Annotated in this window: 19 protein-coding genes and 1 pseudogene; 8 read left to right on the forward strand and 12 right to left on the reverse strand. The window is 33.2% G+C overall.

The genetic code is table 11. The annotated features are described in order from the left end of the window. Window positions 1-3: 3 nt before the first annotated feature. The 8 genes from AC1EUY_RS14315 to AC1EUY_RS14350 all read right to left on the reverse strand — a co-directional run bounded on the left by AC1EUY_RS14315 (window position 4) and on the right by AC1EUY_RS14350 (window position 8,244). Window positions 4-1,590 (reverse strand): type IV secretory system conjugative DNA transfer family protein, encoded by a 1,587-nt coding sequence (locus AC1EUY_RS14315; RefSeq protein WP_480196233.1) that lies wholly within the window; start codon window positions 1,588-1,590, stop codon window positions 4-6. Between the two features lie 22 nt (window positions 1,591-1,612). Continuing rightward, the gene (mobB, locus tag AC1EUY_RS14320) at window positions 1,613-2,632 is read right to left on the reverse strand and encodes a MobB family relaxase (RefSeq protein WP_480196234.1); all 1,020 of its coding nucleotides are present in this window, start codon (window positions 2,630-2,632) and stop codon (window positions 1,613-1,615) included. 2 nt (window positions 2,633-2,634) lie between these two features. Further along, window positions 2,635-3,186 carry a BfmA/BtgA family mobilization protein gene (locus AC1EUY_RS14325; RefSeq protein WP_480196235.1) on the reverse strand — a complete coding sequence of 184 codons (552 nt, stop codon included), beginning with the start codon at window positions 3,184-3,186 and terminating at the stop codon, window positions 2,635-2,637. A gap of 403 nt (window positions 3,187-3,589) precedes the next feature. Continuing rightward, window positions 3,590-3,970, reverse strand: coding sequence for a DUF6876 family protein (locus AC1EUY_RS14330; RefSeq protein WP_480196236.1), 381 nt, complete (start codon window positions 3,968-3,970; stop codon window positions 3,590-3,592). 72 nt (window positions 3,971-4,042) lie between these two features. Continuing rightward, window positions 4,043-4,396 (reverse strand): single-stranded DNA-binding protein, encoded by a 354-nt coding sequence (locus tag AC1EUY_RS14335; RefSeq protein ID WP_480196237.1) that lies wholly within the window; start codon window positions 4,394-4,396, stop codon window positions 4,043-4,045. A 611-nt stretch (window positions 4,397-5,007) separates the two neighbouring features. Continuing rightward, window positions 5,008-5,553 (reverse strand): hypothetical protein, encoded by a 546-nt coding sequence (locus AC1EUY_RS14340; RefSeq protein ID WP_480196238.1) that lies wholly within the window; start codon window positions 5,551-5,553, stop codon window positions 5,008-5,010. An 87-nt stretch (window positions 5,554-5,640) separates the two neighbouring features. Beyond that, window positions 5,641-7,425 (reverse strand): ParB/RepB/Spo0J family partition protein, encoded by a 1,785-nt coding sequence (locus AC1EUY_RS14345; RefSeq protein ID WP_480196250.1) that lies wholly within the window; start codon window positions 7,423-7,425, stop codon window positions 5,641-5,643. Window positions 7,426-7,704: 279 nt separating this feature from the next. After that, window positions 7,705-8,244, reverse strand: coding sequence for a hypothetical protein (locus AC1EUY_RS14350; RefSeq protein ID WP_480196239.1), 540 nt, complete (start codon window positions 8,242-8,244; stop codon window positions 7,705-7,707). Between the two features lie 709 nt (window positions 8,245-8,953). Here AC1EUY_RS14350 and AC1EUY_RS14355 point away from each other — a divergent pair. Continuing rightward, window positions 8,954-9,469 carry a site-specific integrase gene (locus AC1EUY_RS14355; protein ID WP_480196240.1) on the forward strand — a complete coding sequence of 172 codons (516 nt, stop codon included), beginning with the start codon at window positions 8,954-8,956 and terminating at the stop codon, window positions 9,467-9,469. Continuing rightward, window positions 9,462-9,683 (forward strand): annotated as a pseudogene (locus AC1EUY_RS14360) (uracil-DNA glycosylase); the annotation flags it as partial. The gene AC1EUY_RS14355 and the pseudogene AC1EUY_RS14360, both read left to right, overlap by 8 nt. A 337-nt stretch (window positions 9,684-10,020) precedes the next feature. Here AC1EUY_RS14360 and AC1EUY_RS14365 read toward each other — a convergent pair. Then, window positions 10,021-10,428, reverse strand: coding sequence for a hypothetical protein (locus AC1EUY_RS14365; protein WP_480196241.1), 408 nt, complete (start codon window positions 10,426-10,428; stop codon window positions 10,021-10,023). A 332-nt stretch (window positions 10,429-10,760) separates the two neighbouring features. Here AC1EUY_RS14365 and AC1EUY_RS14370 point away from each other — a divergent pair, with 332 nt between their 5' ends. The 6 genes from AC1EUY_RS14370 (at window position 10,761) to AC1EUY_RS14395 (ending at window position 21,130) form a co-directional block, all read left to right on the forward strand. Next, window positions 10,761-11,525: a type IV toxin-antitoxin system AbiEi family antitoxin domain-containing protein gene (locus AC1EUY_RS14370; RefSeq protein WP_480196242.1), complete on the forward strand. Its 765-nt coding sequence runs from the start codon at window positions 10,761-10,763 to the stop codon at window positions 11,523-11,525. Continuing rightward, window positions 11,518-12,411, forward strand: a complete 894-nt coding sequence (locus AC1EUY_RS14375; protein ID WP_480196243.1) for a nucleotidyl transferase AbiEii/AbiGii toxin family protein — start codon at window positions 11,518-11,520, stop codon at window positions 12,409-12,411. The genes AC1EUY_RS14370 and AC1EUY_RS14375 overlap by 8 nt, the downstream gene beginning before the upstream one ends. Before the next feature lie 27 nt (window positions 12,412-12,438). Beyond that, window positions 12,439-15,429, forward strand: coding sequence for a TOTE conflict system archaeo-eukaryotic primase domain-containing protein (locus tag AC1EUY_RS14380; RefSeq protein ID WP_480196244.1), 2,991 nt, complete (start codon window positions 12,439-12,441; stop codon window positions 15,427-15,429). Window positions 15,430-16,021: 592 nt separating this feature from the next. Then, window positions 16,022-16,483 (forward strand): hypothetical protein, encoded by a 462-nt coding sequence (locus tag AC1EUY_RS14385; protein ID WP_480196245.1) that lies wholly within the window; start codon window positions 16,022-16,024, stop codon window positions 16,481-16,483. After that, complete coding sequence (locus AC1EUY_RS14390) at window positions 16,449-18,416, forward strand: CshA/CshB family fibrillar adhesin-related protein (protein ID WP_480196251.1); 1,968 nt, start codon at window positions 16,449-16,451, stop codon at window positions 18,414-18,416. Before AC1EUY_RS14385 ends, AC1EUY_RS14390 begins: the two co-directional genes overlap by 35 nt. 326 nt (window positions 18,417-18,742) lie before the next feature. Further along, a complete protein-coding gene (locus AC1EUY_RS14395) occupies window positions 18,743-21,130 on the forward strand; it encodes a TonB-dependent receptor (protein ID WP_480196246.1) in 2,388 nt (795 codons plus the stop codon). Window positions 21,131-21,142: 12 nt separating this feature from the next. Here the strand turns inward: AC1EUY_RS14395 and AC1EUY_RS14400 are convergent, their stop codons facing one another. The 3 genes from AC1EUY_RS14400 to AC1EUY_RS14410 all read right to left on the reverse strand — a co-directional run bounded on the left by AC1EUY_RS14400 (window position 21,143) and on the right by AC1EUY_RS14410 (window position 23,861). After that, complete coding sequence (locus AC1EUY_RS14400; protein ID WP_480196247.1) at window positions 21,143-22,240, reverse strand: helix-turn-helix domain-containing protein; 1,098 nt, start codon at window positions 22,238-22,240, stop codon at window positions 21,143-21,145. Between the two features lie 20 nt (window positions 22,241-22,260). Then, complete coding sequence (locus tag AC1EUY_RS14405; RefSeq protein ID WP_480196248.1) at window positions 22,261-22,956, reverse strand: hypothetical protein; 696 nt, start codon at window positions 22,954-22,956, stop codon at window positions 22,261-22,263. A 407-nt stretch (window positions 22,957-23,363) separates the two neighbouring features. Beyond that, complete coding sequence (locus AC1EUY_RS14410; RefSeq protein WP_480196249.1) at window positions 23,364-23,861, reverse strand: class I SAM-dependent methyltransferase; 498 nt, start codon at window positions 23,859-23,861, stop codon at window positions 23,364-23,366. Window positions 23,862-24,525: the final 664 nt, after the last annotated feature.

The following is a 24,525-nucleotide window of genomic DNA, read 5'->3' on the forward strand; positions in this document are numbered from 1 at the left end:
TATTCATTTAAAAATAGATCTTATATCATTATGAATTTGGATAAAATTCTTCTCTAAATCACTTTCGACAATTTTTTTAAACGCTGGCAAGTTCCGTTTTATTTTGGGTGGTCTGAAGTGTACTTTTTTATCCTTACCATCGGCAAATACGATAAATTCCCCTTGTTTTAACCCATAAAAAGTATCAGCCCTTGTTTTTGCAACTTCTTTTTCACCTTTGGTGATACGCCGTTCCCAACTCAGTCCACTACTTTTGCTGATGCTCTTGGTCGGTTTCTTGACGATTTCAAAAAAACGTTCATAATACTTGGCTGTATCAGGATCATTAGCTTTCCCAAAGAACTGATAGGACAAATTGCTTAAAATAGCCTTACTGGCTTTATCACCGTACATCATATCGTTTTGTATTTTATCTTGTAGCACATATAAAGTTACGATATCATAACTTCTGAGTGTTGCCGGAATACGGTGCATATTTAAGAGTCTAATTGTCGAAGCTTCTTCCAACAAAACAAAAGAAGGTTTTTGGTTCCTTTCGCTCATTTGTTTGGTAATGGTATGCATAATTGTTGCTATAACAGGAGATAGCGAACTGTCTTTTTTAGGATTGTTCACTATGGAAATTACTGCCGGATTTTCAGGGCTGTTGACATTTAGCGGCATATCATCAGCCGAGAGCACGTAAAATATCCTTTTGGTACTGATCTTTTTAAAGGCATTGGCCAAGGTACTTTTAACCCCTGCTGTTTGCTTGTCCGAACCTGTGCCACTAATAAAGGCATCCGCCATCGCCTTGGCCGTTAAATCCGCCTTTAAAAATGCAATGAGTTCTTTGGTCTCCAAATATTGATACAAAGCGATTAAATGTGGGATGGTACAATACTCCTTATAATCCGTTTTTAACCTCCAAATCAATCCGCCAATCAATCCCTCCACAGCATCCTTAAAAAACCGTGAGGTACTGTTATTATCCGATTCCCTGAGTTCCAATAGATTTTCCAAAAGCACTCTTGAAATCTCATAAACGCTTTCCTCATCAGGTAGGTATCTTGGGGCTATGGGATTTACCCTGTTATAAATGGGGTCAAAGGATACGATATAAAAATCGGTATTGCTTTCTTGGAAAATTGGATATGCCATTTCCGTAATCTCAAAATTCTTGTAATCGTGCAATACCCCGCAAAAATTATATTTTCCAAAATGTTCTAAAAAATGATAGACCACGCTTTCGGTTTTGCCACTGCCAGCCGACCCAATAATGGAAACTCCCCTGCGGATATTGTCCAGCCTTAGCTTTGAGCCTTTTGTTTTTAGAACAGCTCTATATCTTTCATCGGTTTGTTTCTTTGCTTCCTTTTTTTCAAAAAATACGTACAAAAGAATGTTACAGAAAAGATAGGGGACATTACCATAAAGCATTATTTTCAAAAAAGTTTGTGAAGCAAAATAATGGTACAAGAAACAGGTCAATGCCACTATACATAACAACACAACCAAAAACCCAAAGCGGATATACCTGATGATAAGAAAAGAAAACAGGCATCCTATCCCAAAATAAATTATCAAATGATTCAATTTGTCCATATTCATTGTTCTTAATTATCTGTAAAATTTATATACCTATGGAACCGGAGTTCATTGCCCTTTGAACGCCCTTTTTAAGTTTCATAAAGGCTTTAAATGCCAATTGCGCCTTATTGGTGGGGATGGTAGGGATATGCACTCCTGCTTTATGCAGTAATTTAAACGCAACTTGTTTTTCACTAGTGGGCAATCCTACTAGAATGGCAAAAAACTGTTTTGGGTCTTTAAGGAACAGTTTCCTTGCCCGATAGCTCTCTACAAAATTGCGGTTAAAACCAAAGGTTTTGTCAAATCTTTTTTCTGCCGCTTTACGGAACTTATCACGGTCAAATCCCTGCTTTACTTTTTTACCATTTAATATAGTTTCACATACCTTGTTCTTTGCTCTTGGGGAAAGACTACAGGTATTGGAATAGTCCATCCGACTGACGATGATATGGATATGCCCCTGATAACCTTCTTTTTGCATCCCAACAACGATACGTTTGCCGTTTTGCCAATGTGGGGCTTCTTTCTCCAACTGGGTAATTTCTTTTTCTATTTTTTTGGTGTTTCCCTTTAGTTCGCCTTGTTCTATTTTCTGAATGTTATTTTTAAGTTCCAATATTTTAGTGGCATAAGGTTGGTTCTCTTTGATTTTTTTATCCTTTTCCGAATAGAAACGTTCGTATTCAATTTTTGCATAGTATTTAATATCATCTACAGTAACTGCTTTATCTCTGTAAAACGAATCGGCATAATCTCTCATTAGTTCCCGGGTATAGTGCCGTAACTTTTTGGGGTCGTTACTGATATGCTTGAGCTCTCGTGGACTTGGACTGACCACAAGGGAATAAAACTTTGGGTCATCTTTTTTCAGCTTATAAGTGTTGCCATCAATTCCCGAAATGACTTCTTCTCGGTCAATGCTGTCATTATATTGATTAAAAAAATGCTCTTGGAGTTCGAGTTCTTTTTCCTCGTTTTCCTTTTCCAGATAGTTCACCAGGTCACGGACACTGCCTTTGTAATTGATGCCCATTTGCTGTGCTGTAATACCTATATACATCGTTATAAATTATTAAGTCTTCGTTTTATCTTCTCAAATTCGTTTTCGGTGATTTCCAGTTTTAAATACCTTTTACCGAAACTACTTTTTACAATTTTCACCTTATCCAGTACATACTTAAAATCCTCTTTTACCGAATCCATTTTATCGGCCAACCGTTCATAGCGGATTTTGGGTATTGTGGTTTCAACCGTTTGTTTTTTTTCTGGTACTGCATCTTCCAAGAATTTTCGTTCAACCAACTGCAGAGCCTCATTTTCATCCTGCAAAGCATTTTCTTCAAAGAGTGATAGCAGCATGGCATTGGTGGGTTTGGTCTGGTCTTTTTCAATGCTCTTGATAATGGCAATGGAGGCATCGGTACGTTTTCGGTTTTTGATGATCTCCTGTACGATACTTTTACCGAATCTGTCGGAGGGTGTAAACCCATGCCACTCAAAAAAGTTGATAATAAGTTCCATCGTCTCAGAATATGATTTCGACACTTTTTTGGAAAAATTCTTAAATCTTTTAGCTGTGTTGCGTTTGAATCGTATGGTATAAAAATTGTCCATTTTTTGTTGTTAACTGCTCAATTGGGTCATTTTTTTTCAATGTTTATAAGGGTTTACAGAGGATTTGACCCAATCGTTGATATTCTTTTTCATCCTCAATGTTATAAAAACCCTGTGAACACAAAGGTTTGCGAAGCAAACTGTATCAGAGGCATCGCATGAGCGTGCCACCCTCTTGCTTCTCCCTTTCGTCACGCTCGCGTGACAAAAATCCGAACAACGAGACTGCTAAAGTCTGTTGCTAAACTTCAAATAATTTGGAATTTTTAGGCTGTCTGTGAAAGTCAAAAATTATAAATAACAACCTAAAAGGATGCAGGAATATTACACCATAAATATACGAATAGATGCGCTGAAATTATCAAAAAGACTCAACATTTAATTTGAGCCTTTTTGGTTTGTTTTAGTACTCACTGGGTAGCATCAAAGTATTGTCCACAAAGAACAAACGCAGCTCGTCCAATGGAAAATCGGTGACGTTGTATTTATGGGTTTCAAATACTCTACCGTTTCCGTCACTGTAAACAATTTCCGCTTCATAACCCTCACTTTCCTTTCTTTCATCTGCCAACCGTTTAAAATCGATAGTGATAAAATGGCTTCTGTTCATTAGGCTTTTTGCTATTACCGAAGTATCAGTAATAAGCCAAAAACATTCAGCCATACTCGCCAGATATTTCAGTCCGTTAGTAAACCGCGTGCGTATCAATGGAATTTGATACAACATTTCCGAACCGTGAAAATGTTGCAATCCCTCTCTAATTTCTTTAACTTTGTCTCTCATTGTTATCTAAATTTAATGATGAAAAAAGAGGGCAAGACTTTTCGACGGTAAGGCCCTCTTTATTTTTGTCAACTAGGCAACTTTGCCAGTAGATTTGCTTCCTAATAATAGTATTTCACTTGCTACTACTTCGGTTACATACTTTTTAACACCCTCTTTATCCTCGTAAGAACGAGAATTGAGTTTTCCCTCGATAGCGATTTCCTTGCCCTTATCGGCGTATTTGTCGATAATCTCGGCAGTTTTGCCCCAAGCCACTATTGTATGCCATTGTGTGCTTTGCACTTTCTCGCCTTTGGAGTTCTTGTAATACTCATTTGTCGCCAATGAAAAACGGGTTACTTTCTTTCCGCTTTCCAATTCTGTTGTTTCAGGTGTTCTACCTACGTTTCCAATTAACTGTACTTTGTTTCTAATCGTACTCATAACTTAAAGATTTAAAAAATTAAACATTGATTTACTTATTATATCCAGAAGCGTTTTCCTTTTTTGTTTTTTAGTGTCACTTCCTTTTTGGATATTTTGATATGATTTCATAATTCGTGTTTTTGATTTACTTCCCATAGAGCCGTCAGCTGTTACCTTTTTTGTTGCCTCACGGTTTCAATATTTAGGCTTATTAAGGACTTATAAAAAGAGCGAGGTACGAGTCTGATTATGCAGTCCGTTTAAGCATAAATGTTGGTGATTTGCTGGCAAAAAAGGGATTAGGCTGGCGGTTCGGGCGTAAAGCAAAAATGTAGTATGAAGAATAACAACCTATCAGGAAGTGATACTAAATGAAAATTGAAATTCCGATTAAGCGGACGCTATTCACGATTTTGGCCTGGAATGTAATGTTCCTTTCTAGCGCAGGGGAAAGGATTAATGGAATGTAGGGTTAAAATTGTGGATAGTGTCCAAGACTTTTGTAGTGAAGCTCTTTTTCCGAAATGAAGAGCAACGAAATGTAGGGAAATGTGCTGAAAGGGATTGAAAGTATAGTTTCCCTTTGAACTAATATTTCAATTTATGGAAACTATTTTATTACTATAACTTCAATCTTTAAATAAAGTACTTTGTTCCATTTTGATTTCCACTTTTGGTGTTTTAATCTTCTTTAATGAAGCTTTAAGAGTTTTGCGTCTTTGCTCATAAATCCAACGTCGCAAATTATCTAACTTTCCCTTTTCATATTTCGTGAGTTCTTTAGGTGCGACATCTTGCATTGCTTTTAGTTGACTACCTTTCTTAAACTTCATAGCATATTGCAAGCAGAGCCAAGTGTAAATGTTTGCCCATTCTATAGGCATTGGTGCCTCGTAGGTTCGTGGCATCATATATGCAAGTGTTTCAGTGAATGATGCCATTTCTTCTTGTTGCATTGAGCACAATAGGCGAGATAATCTCACATTGTTAAGCAAGTCTTTAGGTATTAAATCTTGCCAAGCCGATTTATACACTATAATTGGACTCGTCAAACAATCCATAAAACTGAATACAAAATCATCTTGTTGTTTCTTACGAGACTTTGGTTTCTTTTTGGGTGCTACGGTTTCAACTTCAAAATCGAAATTGAGTTGAACTTTATTTAAATTTTCCATACTATTTTAAATTTGAATGTTATTAATGAATTGAACTAAAAAAGAAATGCCGGCACGAATGCCGACACTTCTTAAAAACAACAAAAGCTAATTTTTCATTGCTTTGATTTTCTTTTCAAGAGCTGTAATGCGTTCCTTTAATCGTGTTTCGCGTTTTGTTCGCTCTTCAGCATATGCGTTTTCAATACTCGCGATTTTGGATTTGTAGTAGCCTTGAATTGCATTATAGAATGAAATATTGGTGAGATTATTAATGTGGTTGCTTTCGCCAAAATGTACCTGTTTTGTCAGTATATATCGGATTAACTTATGAAACACCTCTTTCTTAAAGTTCTTTTTGAAATCCTTAACCATTTCCACTTTAGTCATTTTAGACGTGTTTTTAAATAGTTCAGAAAAGTATTTCTCGCTACCCATATAACCCACATTGTTTTCATAAAGTGAAATAGAAAAGGCAACCATTTCATCTACCGATAGTGTTTTCTTGGTGTTTATATAATTGGTTTCCCGAATCATTTCAACAACTTCCTCAAACTGTTTGTTGCTTTCAATGTGTTTCTTTCGTGTTTCACGTTCATTTATTTTTATTATCTGTTCTTCTGGCGTACAATCGCTCATTTTCTTCTTGTCGAATGGTACGGAATTACCATTCTTCCCTTTTGCAGATGCTTCAATTACCTTTACAAATGCTTCTTTCTTTTGATAGGATTTGGGATGGAACAAAATGGCCTTACAAAATCCATTCGCTTCTGCCTCTTCGTATAATTCCAATTCTTCTTTGAACGTTTTGACAGCTTCATCCAATTCTGCTTTCAATTCATCATTCGTATAATCATAGTGGCGATATTCTTGCTTTATGGATTCCATTGTTGGTTTCAACGGCTTTTCGATGATTTCGACATCATCCAGCAAATAGACTTTAAGCCCCTTACTTTCTAGCAATGAGATAATGGCCTGATTATTTTCATCATCTCGCCAATAAGCTCTAATTTCAGGAATAAGAAGAACATTTTCTCGCTTCGATGCCTCTATAAAGTTTAAAAATGATTTTGACTTTTTAGTTTCAAAACAGACTGATTTGGTACAAATCATTTTTCCGTCGCCAAACAAATTGCCTTGATTAGCAGCGTTGAACGGACAACTACCACAAGTACCAGATTTGGGTACTAATTTCTCATCTAGAATATCAAACGGTGCATTTTTCAAATCAAAAGTTCGGTCTTGAATCATCCTGTTAATTTGGTTGGCGCTGAAGTTTTCACCCATAGTTTCCAATATCATCTGCTGTTCTTCAGGTTCAAAAAGCGCTACGGCTATTGCCAAGGAAAGTGTCATTTCGCCATTACGGACAAAATGTTTAAAACCGTCAATCAATCCAGCTAATTTTAAACGTTGTCTTACAAAATTGTCTGTTCTTCCCAGTCGCTTTGCAATTTCAGATGGGCTATGCTTCTTGTTTAAATAAGAAATCGCTTCTGCTTCTTCGGTAGGCTCAACATCTTGTCTTTGCAGATTCTCGATGATTTGAACTTCCAAGACTTCCTCATTTTTGTAATCCCTTACGATGCACGGAATTGTTTTCTTCTTTGCCAATTTACTGGCACGGTATCGGCGTTCACCCATTACTATAACATAGTGGCCATTCAATTGCCTTACAGTTATGGGTTGTAATACACCGTGTTCCTTAATACTTTCAGAAAGTTGAACCAGTTGATTTTCATCATAGGTTTTCCTTGGCTGCTTCGGGTCAGGCTTTATTTTCCCGATAGGTAGATTCTGGATTTCAAGCCCGTTGGACTTTCCATTTTCTTTTGCCGAAGCCGAAACTTTTGTTCTGTTTCTTCTCTTTGTGGTACTTGCTTTTGTTGTCATAATACTCAAATTTTAGATTAAACAATATTTTGAGCATCAACCAAACGGAAGATAAAATCTTGGCTCAAAAGGAAACGGAATAAATAAGTGAGGGGCGGCGCGAGGGCTTTATGCCGTAGTCTTTTGATGCAAGTATTTTACGAGTTTAACTTTCGGTAATATTGTATGGATAATAATTCCCTTTCCTAGAGTGTAGAACAATGGAATGAAAGAGAATTTTTAAAGGATTAACTTGCAGAGATTTTGGTTTAAAATGAATGCGCACAAATTAAAATTATATCAGTATCGTTTCCTGAAATCGAGGTTAAATGACTTCTGACTACCAGTAATTGAAGTGTAATGTGTAATGGTGCCAAATGAGGTCATGATTTCAAATTTATGATTAGCCCTGTGAATTCTTCCAGAAACTTGGATAAATATGTTTTTGAATTTATTGACAATGAGATTCTCGTATTCATCCTCCAAAAACTTTTCACCATTACTAAACTCTTCTTCTGATGGCCACCATCTGATTTCGGTGGGTTTCCAAGAGTAATTGAATCCAAAAAGTTTAGCAAGAAAGTCATTCTTTTCAATTGGTCTGTATAGTTTGATACAGTTCAACAATAAAGCGGTTGAGCTCGGATTTAGAACTACCATCTTAATAATATGACTTTCTTCGAAAGATTTTGTCTCTAAATGGATTATTTCGAATGAATTTCTATTATGGGTTTCTTTGGCCAAAGAAAATGATTGCAAACGAGTTTTCCTGTTTTTAAAAGCAAGATAAAGTGATACTAATGAAATCAATAATGCGGTTATGCTCAAGTAATTAGTCATAGTTTTTAATTTAAATTCAGTGTCTAAAATAAATTAATATCATGAAGATTTTATTGTAAAATTTCAAAAATTGTGTAGTAGAATGTGTAAAAACAATAATTTTAGGAAGAATGTTTATGAAGTTTAATTTCAGGGAAAATATCAGAATATTATTCATCCAAAATATTTATATAGAAGCTAAAATTCAACAGATTAAATTACTTGTTATTTGATTTAATTTGTTTAGTTTTGCTATGTTCGGAAGCTAAAAAGCTGTCGAAGGTGCCTTAATAGGTGTCCTATTTGAAAAATAGTAAATTAATTTACTGATATACAGGGTAGTGTGAGTTAAGTTCAAATTCTGCCACCCCGACAATTTAACATATCAATTGTTACTAAAAACCTGTTAATCGTATGATTTTCAGGTTTTTTTTATTTTTTCTAAAATCAAATGAATTGATTTAATCAGTCAACAACAGTCAACAAATCGGATAACAAAACCGTTTTAACATTTGTGTTGACCTAATTGTTAATATAGCCTTTTTGGTTCGGTCAAAAAAATGTATCTTTATAAGTGATTTGGCTTTCGTCTGACAACAATCTGTTGTTAACTAAAAGACGAAACAAATGAAAACATCTACAACCTCCTGTATTTTGTTCTGGGCAGACTTCGCAAGGGCAAAAGACAAACAAGCAACTGACCATTGCGAGACTTCAACAGGTAAGGGATTTGTTCGTTTTCAGTTGCTATACAAGTTTAAGTTATATCGATGTTATTCATTTAGCAGAGGATAATATTTGTATTGGTATTGACGGTGAACTATGGATTTATCATAGGCGTGAAAAAACGACCAAGCCTATACGCATACCGTTGTTGCCGAAGGTCTTGGCCATTATCGAAAAATATAAAAACAATCATAAGGCTCTCTCCCAGGGCAGGCTGTTCCCTAAAATATCCAACCAAAAACTAAACTCTTATTTGAAGGAAATTGCCAATGTCTGCGGTATAAAAGAGAATCTGACATTCCATATAGCAAGACACACATTTGCCACTACCGTTACTTTGAGCAATGGAATGCCGATTGAAACGGTATCAAAGCTATTGAGCCATTCAAGAATTTCGACCACCCAAATTTATACAAAGGTCATTGAACGTAAAGTAAGCGATGATATGCAAAAGCTTAGAAATCAATTCAAGAAAATAGAAAATGAACCTAGCCCAAAAGTGGCTTCACAAAATTCATAATATTCATAAACAAAAAGAAAATGTAGTCTTTTTATTATGGGGCGGTTATGCCAAGAAAAAGGGAGCGAAGATTAATACATCGAAACACTATGTGTTAACTTCTGGGTATCCTTCACCTTTAAGTACCAATCGAGGGTATTGGTTTGGTAACAAGCATTTTTCGAAAACGAATGCTTTTTTAAAAAGTGAAAATTTAGAAATAATTGAGTGGTAGTTTTTGCTTGTGCATAACGGCTTGGTATATGATTAGTGCGGGAATAAATAAGCGATTAATTTCCGATTAAGGACTTAGCCAAAACTTTTAATTTTGTTTTAATTATTTCATTTTTAAAGCCAAATAAAAAAAATTGCGACTTTCCAAGAACGCTCAAACCTTTGTGTTTGCGATTACTTCCGCTATTTTTTATATACATCTTAACGATTTCATTTCATTGGATACGAAAATTTCATCTTGTTGCAACTTGTCTAAATACATAGTTTTAAATTTTTAGATTAAAAAAAGAAAGCCTGCTCGCAAGAGCAGACTTTCACATTTGAAGACATTAGCTTCATTAAAATTCAAATTGTACAATCTGTTCTTCAATCTCGGATTTACGCTGTTCCAAAGTGGACTGTAAATGCGTTGTTACCAACTTGATTAAATTCGTTTTGGTCGTCTTGAATTCCAGATTACGGGAATCCTGAAGATAAAAAGAACTCGAATCATCTTGATTGTAATTGAACTTGGTAAGTTCGGTTAACGTCTGTGCCAACCGTTCCTGTTGCATGGCCAGGCCTCTCAATTTTTCAAACCTTTGGATGCGGTCGTCCAAGTTAACGCTAAGTTTCTCAACCATTGCCTTCTTTTTTGTAATAACGGTTTTCCCGATGGCTTGTTCGGTTAACTTTTTTTGAACTTCCTTTTTAACGGTTGCATTTTTCTTTGTTGCAGTTCTGTTTGACTTTGTTTTTGTTTCCATAATTAAATGATTTTAGATTAAACAATATTTGAGCACAGCCCAAACGGAAGACAAAATTTTGGAGTGGGAAGGAAACGGAATAAATAAGCGCCGGATGTAGCGATGGCTTTATGCCGTCCTTTTTCCGAGAAATATTTTGCGAGTTTATATTTCGGAAATATTGTATGAATACTCTCTATTACTATACTTTGTATATAAAAAGAATCCACTTTCATCAAAAACTTGTTTAAAAATACTTTAATATACAAACTAATAGTTTGTATATTTGAAATAAAATAAACCTATTTTATATTTTTAGGGTTTATAAAAAGTTAAAAACAGAAACTATTAGTTTGGAAAAAGAGCAAAAAATAAACTACCTTCTAAATTCCCAGCCTTCGGGAGCTGTGTATTTGAGTTCGTGGTTAATGGAAAACGGATTCTCTACACAATTGTTAAATCGCTATAAGAAGAGCAATTGGATATATTCCATAGGAAGAGGTGCTTGGATGCGGACGGGTGATACACCTACCTATCAAGGTGCATTGTTTTCATTGCAGCGACAAGCTAACTTGAATATCCATCTTGGAGGAAAAACAGCATTATCTTTATTAGGGAAAGCCCATTATCTGGAGCTATCCATAAAACAAATAGTATTATTTGGTAGCAGTAAAGAAAAACTACCTGCTTGGTTTTCCAACTACGACTGGGGTTTAAAAGTCGATTACTTTGGTTCTTCTTTTCTTCCATCCAAAATAGGGCTACAAGTACTAGAACAGGGAGCTTTCAGCTTGTTGGTATCCAACCCAGTAAGAGCCTTATTGGAATGCCTGTATTTAGTGCCCAAAAAACAAGAACTGGTCGAATGCTACGAAATAATGGAAGGGCTTAATAACCTCCGACCAAAAAAGGTGCAAGAACTTCTGGAAAAATGCACTTCTATAAAAGTAAAACGCCTTTTTTTATATATGGCAGAAAAAGCGAAACACGATTGGTTTAAGTACATAGAATTGGAAAAAATAGACCTTGGAAAAGGGAAACGTTCCTTAGTGAAAGAGGGCGTCTATATATCCAAATACCAAATTACCATCCCTAAAGCACTGAAAAATTATGAGTAATTATAAGCACCAAGTTTCCCTATTGCTACAGGTGCTACCGGAAGTGGCGAAAGAACCTGTTTTTGCATTGCACGGAGGTACGGCCATCAATCTATTTGTAAGGGATATGCCCAGATTGTCTGTAGATATTGATTTGACCTACATCCCCATAGAAGATAGAAAAACGTCCTTTAAGAATATTATTGATGCCCTTGGCAGTATAAAAATAAAACTTAAAAAAATCCTGCCAAGAGCTGTAGTTTCCTTGAAAATGGAAACTTTAAAACTTCAGATTTCTACTGTAAAAGCACAGATAAAAATAGAAGTGAATCAAATTAATAGAGGAATTATGGATGAAAAGGTAACGTTGTCCTTATGCAAAAAAGCCCAAGAAGAATTTGATGTTTTCTGTATTGTTCCAGTAGTTCCCATAGGGCAATTATACGGCGGAAAAATCTGTGCCGCATTAGACCGCCAACATCCTAGGGATTTGTTCGATGTAAAATACCTGTTGCAAAATGAAGGGTTTACCAACGACATTAAAAAGGGTTTTATATTATGCCTTTCGAGTAGCAACCGTCCTTTAAATGAAATGTTGCGTCCCAATTTTATTGACCAGAAGGCAACTTTGGTAAACCAATTTGAAGGGATGAGTGCAGAGACTTTTACTTATGAAGATTTTGAAAAGACTCGGAAGGAATTGGTAGGTGTAATTCATCAAAACTTAACCGATAAGGACAAAGAGTTCATAATAGGTTTTAGCAATGGAATACCCGATTGGAGCATATATGATTTTGAAAGATTCCCTTCTGTTCAATGGAAGCTTCAGAACCTTATCAAACTTAAAAACGGTAATCCTGCGAAATATGAAGATATGCTTGCTTCATTGGAGAACGTATTGTTTTGATTAAATTATTTTCCCATCACAAATAAAATGAAACTCGAAGAACAAATACAACTCTTAAAATCCTTGTTCAAAGGGCGTGACGATGTATTTGCATTGCGGTGGGAAAAGGGTGAAAAAAGCGGTTATATGCCTGCTTATTATTACGACCCCTATATGTATCGCCTACACAAACAAAAAGGAGGGGCATTCAAAGATTATAAAGACAAAACCTATTTAAAACTAGACGACCATCAATTATCAAAACATATTAAAGGCAAGCAATTTATTGGGGTTTACCCGCTTTTAAAAGATAATACCTCTTGGTTTATTGCTGCTGATTTTGATAAAAAGGACTGGCAAAAACAATCAAAAAAAGCTGTTCAAATTTGTAAAGGGAATAAGATTCCAGCTTATTTAGAACGTTCCCGTTCTGGAAACGGTGGACACGTATGGATATTTTTTGAACAGGCATACCCAGCTACAAAAAGTAGAAAGATTGTATTGAAGCTATTTGAGCCAGCGGGTATTTTTTCCGTATTTGACAAAAACACAAGTTTTGACAGATTGTTCCCAAATCAAGATTATTTATCAGGAAAAGGTTTTGGAAATCTGATAGCTCTTCCACTTCAAGGAGTAACCGTAAGAAATGGTAATTCTTGCTTTATCGACCCTGAAACATTTACTCCTTATCAAAATCAATGGCAATTTTTAAAGACCATCAAAAAAGTTTCTGCTATTCATTTAGATAAAATTTTTGAAGAATTTTCGGAACAAAAAAGCGACGGCAAAAACGTCTTAAAAAATAACGTTTCCACTTCTGGGAAACTACATATTGCCTTAAAGAACAGTATAGTAATCCATCGAAACGGTTTAACTGAGCTAATAGTTAACTTCCTTAAAGAGCACTTAATTTTTTTCAATGCTGATTATGCGATTAAAAAGAAAACAGGAAGAAGCACTTGGAAAACAGAGCGGTATTTTAAACTTATTGATGAAACCGAAAACACTATTGAAATCCCAAAAGGGTTTATTGGGAAACTGATTCGATACTGTAACCAGGAACATATTGATTATGGGTTTTTAGACCAAAGAAAACAGTTGGACAATGTGGAGTTTTCATCTTCAATCCAATTATTAAAACACCAATTTCATCCTGTGGAAATAGCATCAAAAAAAGATTTTGGGATTATTGTCGCTCCGCCAGGTTCGGGAAAAACTATCGTAGGACTAAAAATTATTGAACAAAAGCAACAACCTGCATTAATCATTACCCACCGAAAGCAAATTGCGAAGCAATGGATAAGCAGGATTGAAGACTTTTTTGGTATTCCAAAAAGGGAAATTGGCAAAATTGGTCAGGGAGAAATGAAGATTGGTAAGCACATAACGGTGGCATTAATCCAAACACTGGCAAAGAAATTATCCGATGAGAATGATACTAAAAAATTAGCATTTTCCTTTGGTACCGTTATTATCGATGAATGCCACCATATTCCGGCTAAATCTTTTCGGGAAGTCATACATCAACTCGCTCCCTATTATCAATATGGGCTAACAGCAACACCTTTTCGTAAAAACAATGATGAAAAACTTTTGTTCGTTTATTTGGCAAATATCATTTCTGAAATCAAACCGCAAGAAATAGAGCGTTACAAAAAAACAAGAGTTGTAATTAGAGAAACCAATCTTAACGTTCCATTTAATTCCAAAACAGACCATTTTGAAACGCTCTCTAAAATATTAATCCACGATTCTGAAAGGAATAAACTGATTTTAAACGATATTGAAAATGAAATAAATAATGGTAAAAAAGCAGTAATAATCACGGAGCGAAAGGAACATATTCAAACACTATATCAATATCTTAAAAACCGTTTTGAAATTATTCCAATTTCAGGTGAAGACAACACCGTTTCCCGAAAGGAAAAATGGAAAAGTATTGAGCAAGAAAATTATCAAGCCATTATAACTACTGGGCAATTCTTTGGAGAAGGTGTGGATATTCAAAGTGCCTCTTGTTTGTTTTTGGTCTATCCTTTTTGGTTTAAAGGAAAGCTGATTCAATATATTGGTAGAGTTCAACGCTCTGAATTGACACCTATTATTTATGATTATCGAGATAAACAAATTCCGTACCTCAATAAACTCTTTTTAAAGCGGAATACATACTACCGGAATCTAGACCGTCAAGCGACGTTATTTGACGATTTTAAAGAAATTGTCGAGACAACAACAAAACTGAATAATAATATTGATAAAGTCGTAAAAGTTGCAATTAATGATTTAGATTTTCATTATGGAATGGTCTGTTTTTCATATAAATTATCAAACCAGACCTCGCACGAATTTGAAATCGAAAATGAAGAAATGCTACCTGAATTTGAAGTGCTAAAACCCTATTTCTCAAAAATTTTAAATTCTAAATCGATTCGTGTTCGCATTCAGGTTGGATCTGAAAATGGTATAATTGTTTCACAAATTGCTACTTCAGAAGCCATTGACCGTATTAATAAAGAAATAGTGGATAGTGTAAAATTCCAATTTGTTGAACAGCACTTTATCAAAAACCAGAAACCTAAAAATGAAGAAAATCCAGATGAAGTTTCTAAAACGCTTGGAACTTTCTTTGGATCGGAAGACAACCTGTTGGAAGTTCTATTGAAAAATAACAATTATGTCCATCAAGGACAGCTTTTGTACTTAGCAAAGAATCATCAATATGAAAAATTAAAAATCAGGTTTGTCCTATATCCGTTTTCATTTGTATTCTTATTGGAAGGCATACAGAAATATCATATCATTTTAGAAACTTTAGATACTAAGGAAGCTACCTATGTTTGGCACCTTTCCAAAGGATCCACTAAATTCAAAAAAGAATTGGAATCAATAAATCAGAAATTGAATTGGATTCGCAATAATGGACGTCAATCGTTTTTGGAAACCAAAAGTGAAAATTTCAGTAAAATCATTCACGACTATAACAAAGATAAAAAAGGATTCTATAAATGGAAGAATGCTTTGGAGGAACGGTTGGTGTAACAGAGAGGTGTTCATATAGCAGACTGAGAAGGAGGGGTTGCCCTGCAAGAATATGATATGAGAACTCTTAATTTATGATCCTGTTTAGAATATGAAATATTATAAAAGTTGCTACTAAATAGGTTGTTTTAATAGTTAACAAACTATACATTTTGCACCATCAGAAAGTAAAGCATTTTACTTTAGGTTCATTTAAGTATCGTCAACAAATCGGATAACAGTTGTGTTTAGAAAATTGTAACTGATTGATATATAAAATATTGTGAGGTAGAGTTCAAACTCTGCCACCCCGACCTTTTAAGAAATTAAATAGATACAAAAACTTGGTAATTTTATGATTATCAAGTTTTTGTGGTTTTAAGACTATCATTTAATTTGAATTGATTTGATAAAAGCCCTTGTCAATTATTTCTGGATAAGCATCAAATGAAAGAGATAAATAAATATTCTTAAAAATGATTGGGAAATTCAAGTTATAAGTTGTTTTACATTATCAATATCAATCATTTTGTAAAATTAAGGCTATCCCTTATTCTTAAGATAATTGCTCTAAAACAGAAGATTTGAAATCAAAATCAACACTTGAAAATTTATGAAAAAAAGGTGCAAAGTTGGTAATGCAAGATATTATTCAAAAAAGTTTATGATACTAGGTTTTATACTAGTTATATATTTTAGTTTTGGCGCTAAAAGTATTAATGCTCAATGCTCAGATACTTCACGAACTGGAGATTGTGATGGTGATTTTATAACAAATCAAGATGATTTAGATAATGACAATGATGGTGTTTTAGATATAAACGAATTGCGCTGCAATCAACCTATCCTGGCTAATTCTAACTCTGGAACAGGAGTTTTACAAGACCAGTTATATATATTTAACTGGGATGGAACAGATTTTAATGATGGCCTACAAACTGGAGATAGTCAAACATTTAATTTACCTGATGGACTAGCTATCACAGCTACATTTACCAACGTTACTTTAACAGGAGCAGGAGCAGCAATAGGAACAGAGGATTTCCAAACTTCGGGGGGGGTCTTACTTACATAACCTTTATAATACACCTGGAACAGAAGAATCATTTTATGGCAACTTTGCAACAACATCTATAAATGTTACAGTGACTTTTTCAGCTATTAAAAATGGTTTACCTTTTAGACTCGATTTATTAGCACTAGATTCTGAAAGTACAAATAGTAATCCTCTAGAAGATTGGTCAGTATCAACAAACGGATCTAACTGGCAACTACTCGAGCAATTTAATAATGGTGGAGAATGGACTGGGGTAAATACTCAAACTATCAAGACTACAAATACAGAACAATCAGGAGGTAACTCAATTTTTTATTCTGAAGATGCAACAGAGTTAAATTATATAATAAATTCAGGTAATTTTCAACGACAAGCTTTTGCCATTGGCATATTTTTAGTCTGCGACACAGATAATGATGGGATACCAAATCATTTAGATTTAGACAGTGATGGAGATGGATGTTCTGATGTATTAGAATCTGGAGGTAACGATCCTGACGAAGATGGCATATTAGGTGAAGCTCCTTACACCTATAATACCAATGGTCAAGTAACGGGAGATAATACTCTAGGCGGTTATAATAACGTAAATGGTAACGAAACAAATGCTTTACAAATTTTTGTAGCCACTCCCCCTAGTAATCAAACAGAAAATACTGGGGAATCTGCAAGCTTTAGTGTTATCGCTACTGCAGAAACAGCAGATAGTTATACTTCTGGAACACCAAATTATACCATATTAGACAATGATGCAAATGCTGGGCTAAATTATCAATGGTATATTGGTGATCCTACAGCAAGTGGAATAATAATAGATGGTTCTGATGCTAATTATACAAATTATACTACGCCAACTTTAAATATAGCTGATGTTACAGGGCTAGATGGCAATGAGTATTTTGTTATTATTTCACACAATGATAATAGTTGTATTACTATCTCAAATAGTGCTTCGCTAACAGAAATGTTACCACCAATAGCTGAAGATGATAACAGCTCTAATAATGTACCTGGTGAAAATACTATAATTAATGTGTTAACTAATGATACTCTTAACGGTACAAGTACACCAATCACTGACCCTTCTACTCAAGTAATCATAGATCTTGATCCTTCTACCTTTGGAGTACAAAGCACATTAGTGGTACGGGGAGAGGGTATATGGATTATAGACCCGATAACAGGAATAGTAACTTTTGATCCGCAAGATAGATTTACAACAGATCCTACACCTATTACTTATGTATTAACAGAAGTGAGTACTGGCTTATCTGATAACGCGCTAATAACTATTGAATATAATGATACTGTTAACCTAGGATTACAGAAAACAGTTGATAACCAAATCCCAATTGTAGGTGAAAATGTAACATTTACAATAATTGTAACGAACACTGGCATAGGCTCTGCTACACGTGTTGTGATAGACGAGCAATTACCATCTGGTTACGAATATGTTTCGCATACCGCTACTTCTGGAGTTTTTAATCATATTATTGGAGAATGGGAAATTCCAATTATTGAGAGTGGAAATAACCAAGTTTTAACTATAAACGCTAGCGTATTAGATAAAGGAGATTACCTAAATATTGCTTCTTTATTGGATATAGATCAATTTGATATAGATAATACAAATAATTCTGCTAGCGCTTTTGTAGATCCTATATGTTTAACCATATATAATGGGTTTTCTCCAAATGGAGATAATATCAACGATACATTTAAAATTGATTGTATCAATCGATATCCTAACAATATTTTAAAAATCTATAATAGATGGGGTAATCTTGTATATTTTAAGAAAGGATATGATAATTCTTGGGATGGTATTTCTAATGTTAAAATTATAATTGGTAAAAATAAAAAACTACCAGTGGGTACCTATTACTATATGTTAAGTCTTGAGAATTACAGCAAGCCAAAAGTAGGTTGGCTATATTTAAATAAATAACTATAGTAGTCAAATTTCAGATAAATAATTAATAGGATAAAACCTAAAAATGAAAAATTTAGGAATCTCTTTCAGTAATGAACAGATTATTTTATTTTTTATAGACTCCATTTCTGAAATTCATCAACTACACTTACTTCTTATAATTCACTTCAACTTATACATAAAATAGTTAGTAGGTGTGAGTAAATAAGGAATGAATACCGTAGTTGAACTTACCATAAAGTAGCCATTTAGTAGTAGAACAGTTAATGAACTTACGTTAACTATTTTATAAGATGTTTCCAGCTACTTATTGAATAGTATTGCTTCAAAATATAAAAATTATGAAACATACTATTCAAAACATTTTTCTTGTGATTATTGTTGGCTATTGTAATGTGCACATTAGTAATGCTCAAAACTCAAATGACAATACAGCAATAATTAAAGGCCAAATAATTGATAAAACAATAAAAGAACCTATAAGTTATGCAACCGTCATTGTTAAAACTACTACGGAAGGTAACGTTTTAATGGGTAGTGTAACAAATGATGAAGGTCAATTTATAATTGAAAATATTTCATTTGGGACTGTGCTTATAGAAGTTCAGTTTATTGGCTATAAAACTGTAAAAAAAGAGATAGATATACGTAGTGAAGTAACAGATTTGGGCATACTAGAACTCGAAGAAGATACAGAACAATTAGAAAGTGTAGAAATTATTGCAGAGCGTTCTACCATTGAACAACGTATAGATAGAAAAGTAATAAATGTTGGTAAAGATTTAACAACCGCAGGTGCTTCAGCAGCTGATATTATGGGTAATATTCCATCTGTAGATATGGATCAAGATGGTAATTTATCGTTGCGAGGCAATACCAACGTACGTGTGCTACTTGATGGTAAAATTACCAATGCAAGTGCCAATCAATTATTGCAACAAATTCCTTCAACCTCGATAAAAAAAATTGAATTGATAACAAATCCGTCTGCGAAATACAATCCAGAAGGTATGAGCGGTATCATAAATATTGTATTACATAAAAATACAAATACCGGTTTTAACGGATCTCTAAATACAGGACTTGTTATTTGGGATCATCTTCAGTACAACGGAAGTACAACTGTTAATTACAGATCAGAGAAGTTTAATATTTACGGAAGCTATGGGCTTAATCATAGAAAAAGAAGAGTTACTGGAACAATTTTTAGACTACAAGATGATTCAAATGAGAAGTGGAATTCGGCAAGCGATAGCGATTCGCACCTATTTAAAGTTGGCTTCGACTATTTTATAAATGATAAAAACATCGTGTCTATTTATACCAACCAGAATATTTTTGATAGTGATGTTTTAAGCAAAAATAGAGTTTTGTTCAACAATCAAACTCAATTTATAAATCAAGGTTACAATAGTGAAAGAAGCAATACAAATGCGAGTTATAATTTTGATTATAAGCATACTTTTAATAAAGACAATCATACTTTAGAATTGGAAGTAGATTACAATAGCTACAATGGTGATGAACTAGCCGATTTTAGTGTTGTGAATGAAATGAGTACCAATATCTATTTGGATGCTATTGATAATACAAGAAACAATACCATTATTAATCTAGATTATATAAATCCGTTGTCCGAAAAAGCAACTTTAGAAATGGGTGCTGAAGCGCGTCTGCAACAAATTGACAATAATTTTACGACATCAAATAGTGATAGTTTCAATTCAGACTATAATTATGACAGGGATATTTTTTCATTATATACAACTTATAGCAAAAGTTTAGGTAAATGGGATTACCAAATTGGCGCCCGTATCGAAAATTATGATGTTAAAGGTGTATTTAAACAAGTAAATACTAATGATGAGTTGTTTAAAGATAAAATTTTTAGTATTTATCCTTCAGCCTTCTTAAAATACACGCCAGATATCGAAACTCAAAATAATTCATATCAAATAAGTTTTAGCAGAAGGGTAGATAGGCCTGGTTTAGATCAAATCAACCCTATACGAGTTTGGTCTTCAGCTCGCGTAACAAATGTGGGTAATCCCAATTTAAAACCACAGTTTACAAATTCAATTGAAGCAAATTATACAAGAAAATTAAATAAAGGAAGTATTACAAGTGGCATTTTTTATAGAGCTATTTCTAATGAAATTACACGATTCGCATTTCAAGACCCTCAACAGCCTTCTAGAATATTGTTTTCTTATAATAATTACGAAGATAATACAGCTTATGGTTTTGAATTATCTGGAAATTACAAACCGTTGCGTTGGTGGAACTTTAATGCCAGTTTTGACCTATATGCACAAACTCAAAAAGGTGTTTCAGAAAACCAAGAAATTGAAGTAGATAATGTGTTATACAATATTAAAATGACCAATAATTTTAATATTAATAGCGATTTAACATTTCAATTATTTGGACTATATAGAGGTGCAAATAAAAATTTACAATTTGAAACTGAAGCATTCTATTTTATTAATGCTGGTGCTCGTTATAGTTTTGCAAATCGAAAAGGTACATTGAGTTTAAATATGAATGATATTTTCAAAACCCAACAATTTTCATTTGATGGTTACCGACCTATAAACCAGACAGGTGCGTTTAGCTGGAATAGCAGAACTGTATATATTGGTTTTTCGTATCGTTTTGGCGGAAAGGGCAATGCTTTAAACAGAAAGAAGCGTAATGTAAATGAGAAAAAAGGTAACGATTTTTTATAAAAGTCGTTACCTTTAATTATTAAAATATTGCGAAGGCGTTAAACCCATTAAATTTTTAAACGATTTTATAAATGTGGCTTTAGAGTTAAAGCCTACTTCTTGGGCGATACCAAACAAGGTTAACTCATCTTTTTTAACGTTAGCAACCTCAATAAATTCCTTAATCCTATAATAATTTACATATTCAAAAAAATTCATACCTATGCGTTCGTTGAGCAATCTAGCCATTTCTGGATTAGAAATACCCATCATTTGCGATAGTTCAGCTTTTAATAGTTTATTGTTAAGGTAGGGTTTTTTGTTTTGCATAATGGTATCAAGTTGGGTTTTTAATCGGTCCAAATCTTCATTATTAAATTTGGATTGATTATACTTTTTTACAACAATTAAGGGCTTTCGCTTATATATTTCTGATGAAATCATACTATAATAAGCAATAAATAGGGCTATAAAGGACATGATTAGCCAAACAATAGTTCTAAAATCGCGCTCTATCATTACAGAACCAAACAAACTAATGATATAAACAACAAACCATACCAATAAACAAATACCCACAGCAATATGTAGATTGTAAAAGAAAGTGTCTTTTACTGAATATGAAAGTTCATTCTTCAATTTGTCTCGAAAAACTAACAGGTCTCTAAAGCTCATAAATAAATAGGTTGTATTCACTATTAATGCCATGGCATGAAATAAATAAATAACTCTATCGCTTTCACCAGAAAGCATACGATCTTTCAAAACAAGATTAGAAGGCAATACAAAATAAAATACCACAAAAAGTATATAGCTCAATGCAGGAATGTAGTGAACCAAATCTGACGCCTTATAGTCTTTTCCTAAAAAAGATGTTTTGGTAAATAAGTAAATAGTGGTACCAAAGAGTAAGCCTGCAAGTTCTGAAAAAGCAATCAATCTAAAATCTTGACCAAAATAGCCTTGTATGTGTAGTATTTTACCAATCAATCCTATAAGAATGGCAATAACTAAAATGACAAGGTATCTATTGACCAGTTTCCTCCGTTTTGAAGAAAATACATATACCGTAAGTAAAAGTACACATTGCAAAAAAGCAAAATAAATGAGTTGATTGTAGATTGACTGCATATTGATTTAAATTTGACTATTTATTTAATCAAAAATTGATTAACATTTACTAAACCTTTAGTGTTCATTTTATTATTCTTTTTGTAAAACGCTTCAAATTCCGCTTTGCTATTCCATTCTGTAATTACAAAATAATCAGGATTATAATAGTACTTAAATGGTGATTTACCGTTGGTTAGTTCTATCAAAATTTTACCACCACTAGCATTAGATTCCTTTTTGTATGCTTTTAAAAAGGTATTGAAATCTTTATCGTTTTTTTTCCAATAGGCCGTAGCCACATTGTATTTTTCTTTATTGATGCTAAAAGTAATATCTTTTGGCATTTCATAATAGGTTAAATTAAAAATTGAGAAAATAGCACGTCTTTGTTCATCAAAATCTGGAACATCTTTATAAATATCTTCTAAAAAAGACTCGCGTTTTTTAAGATTATCCCATTTTCCAATAATAAATACATTGGGTTCTATATTACCTTGTAGATTAGATGTGCCAGAGGCTTGCAGTAATTTAAAACTCTCTTTAATAGCAACAGCAAAAGCTGTTTCTCTGTAGCGTTTATATTCCTTTTCTATGTTTGGTTTTCGCTCTACCAGCAAAATATCTAATACCTCACCTTTTTTAAAGGTATGTGTTTTAACCGTTTCTTGACTAAATCCTGTTTGGGTTACAAGTGTTAAAAGAAATAAAATCGTTAATTGCTTAATTGTCTTCATAATTTTTTTTAATATATAGTTAAATTTTATTTTCGGCTAATATATGTGGTCATCATGAGAACAATCTTAAAATATGTATAAGAGAGGTTTTAATACGGTTTTTGTACTTATCTAGTTTGATTTTGATCTATTTTCAATGAAGTTCACTTTATATTTGATAAGAAATGAAGATGTAAATTTACCCTAATGAAAAAAAACTACATATTTATTCTTGGCATATTATTTTTAGTACTAGGTTTAACTATTTTTAATGACCAAAAATTTTTTCAGTACATATCGATAAGTTTAAGTATAATTTTATTATTTCTTTCAGTAAGAAGAAGAGAGAGATAAAACCTTACCTTACAAATCGCATGGTTTGATCGTTAGGTTTTTTTGAAAGAAAAACATTTTACGTTTATTCAAGTTTATAAATCTATTTTCAAGCTTACAATTTGAATTATCGAATCTGATAATATTTTTGGAAAATAATGATTGAGCCAATAGCCTTTCATTTGTTTTGGGGTGGATGTAAAAATTACAATTCTTCCATGTGGTTTTAAGACTCTTTTTAGTTCTGAAAATCCTATTTTTAAATTAGTCCAATGATGTATTGTTAAAGAGGCAATTATTCCGTCTAGAAAATTATCTGGAAGTTGAATGTTTTCTGCTGAACCTATTTTCCAATCTACTTCGTTGTTTTTGATTTTAGCTTTTTCTAACATCTCATTTGATGGATCGATACCAATAAATTGAAGCCCTTTTTTTTGAAGCTCGTTGGTATAGTTTCCAGTACCACAACCAATGTCTAAAAAAATTCCACTTTTGTTTGGTTTTAAATGATGAAGTAATTGCTTTGTTAGATATTTGTCTGCTTTTCGGGTTAGATTATAGCCTTTTCCTATTGTATCGTATTTAATTTCCATCTAGATTTATTTTTAGCCTATAAGTAATAGAACGCTAAGGTTTATTAATTAAGGTTTTTGATTATCCGTAATGAGTCATAAAAGGTGTTTATCAACCTGAACTTGTTTCAGGTTCTCATTGTAAATACCTGATTTACTGAATGATGAGATTCCGAAATAAATTCAAGAATGACACTTTAAAATATATTTATGACATAAAACGGACATACAATTAGGTATTACAAGCAATTGATTTTATAAGCTGTTGGTTGTAATTCTTTTATTTTATCAAGATTAATAAATCTATAGCTTAGGTATATAAACCAACCTGTTCAACCTATATGAAAAAGCCTTTGATTTAAACCAATAAAATCGGGAAAAATATTTAACAACAATATAATAAACCCAAGTATCATAAACATAAGCGAAATAGCTAAAAATACGTAAATGCTTTTAACAATGTTTTTTTCAATATAGTATTGTTAGTAGTGGTGACAAAAACAAAAGTATTGATGATAAGCCTAATATCCCGTGTAAATCTAATGGTAACGGAAATAATCCAGAACCTAACATTGATAGAGAAAAAGCTAAAATAATTAGTATTGGTATTTTTAAACCTGTTTTTTTGAGACCTTATAAAGACTTAGAATAAAAAACACCTTTCTTAAGTCGAACTCATATTAAA

The organism is Maritimimonas sp. 2210JD6-3, from assembly GCF_056591795.1.

Coding starts and splice junctions, on each gene's coding strand:
- AC1EUY_RS14315 (WP_480196233.1), bottom strand. CDS start 1,590: ATGAATATGGACAAATTGAATCATTTGATAATTTATTTTGGGATAGGA.
- mobB (WP_480196234.1), bottom strand. CDS start 2,632: ATGTATATAGGTATTACAGCACAGCAAATGGGCATCAATTACAAAGGC.
- AC1EUY_RS14325 (WP_480196235.1), bottom strand. CDS start 3,186: ATGGACAATTTTTATACCATACGATTCAAACGCAACACAGCTAAAAGA.
- AC1EUY_RS14330 (WP_480196236.1), bottom strand. CDS start 3,970: ATGAGAGACAAAGTTAAAGAAATTAGAGAGGGATTGCAACATTTTCAC.
- AC1EUY_RS14335 (WP_480196237.1), bottom strand. CDS start 4,396: ATGAGTACGATTAGAAACAAAGTACAGTTAATTGGAAACGTAGGTAGA.
- AC1EUY_RS14340 (WP_480196238.1), bottom strand. CDS start 5,553: ATGGAAAATTTAAATAAAGTTCAACTCAATTTCGATTTTGAAGTTGAA.
- AC1EUY_RS14345 (WP_480196250.1), bottom strand. CDS start 7,425: ATGACAACAAAAGCAAGTACCACAAAGAGAAGAAACAGAACAAAAGTT.
- AC1EUY_RS14350 (WP_480196239.1), bottom strand. CDS start 8,244: ATGACTAATTACTTGAGCATAACCGCATTATTGATTTCATTAGTATCA.
- AC1EUY_RS14365 (WP_480196241.1), bottom strand. CDS start 10,428: ATGGAAACAAAAACAAAGTCAAACAGAACTGCAACAAAGAAAAATGCA.
- AC1EUY_RS14375 (WP_480196243.1), top strand. CDS start 11,518: ATGAGTAATTATAAGCACCAAGTTTCCCTATTGCTACAGGTGCTACCG.
- AC1EUY_RS14380 (WP_480196244.1), top strand. CDS start 12,439: ATGAAACTCGAAGAACAAATACAACTCTTAAAATCCTTGTTCAAAGGG.
- AC1EUY_RS14385 (WP_480196245.1), top strand. CDS start 16,022: ATGAAAAAAAGGTGCAAAGTTGGTAATGCAAGATATTATTCAAAAAAG.
- AC1EUY_RS14395 (WP_480196246.1), top strand. CDS start 18,743: ATGAAACATACTATTCAAAACATTTTTCTTGTGATTATTGTTGGCTAT.
- AC1EUY_RS14400 (WP_480196247.1), bottom strand. CDS start 22,240: ATGCAGTCAATCTACAATCAACTCATTTATTTTGCTTTTTTGCAATGT.
- AC1EUY_RS14405 (WP_480196248.1), bottom strand. CDS start 22,956: ATGAAGACAATTAAGCAATTAACGATTTTATTTCTTTTAACACTTGTA.
- AC1EUY_RS14410 (WP_480196249.1), bottom strand. CDS start 23,861: ATGGAAATTAAATACGATACAATAGGAAAAGGCTATAATCTAACCCGA.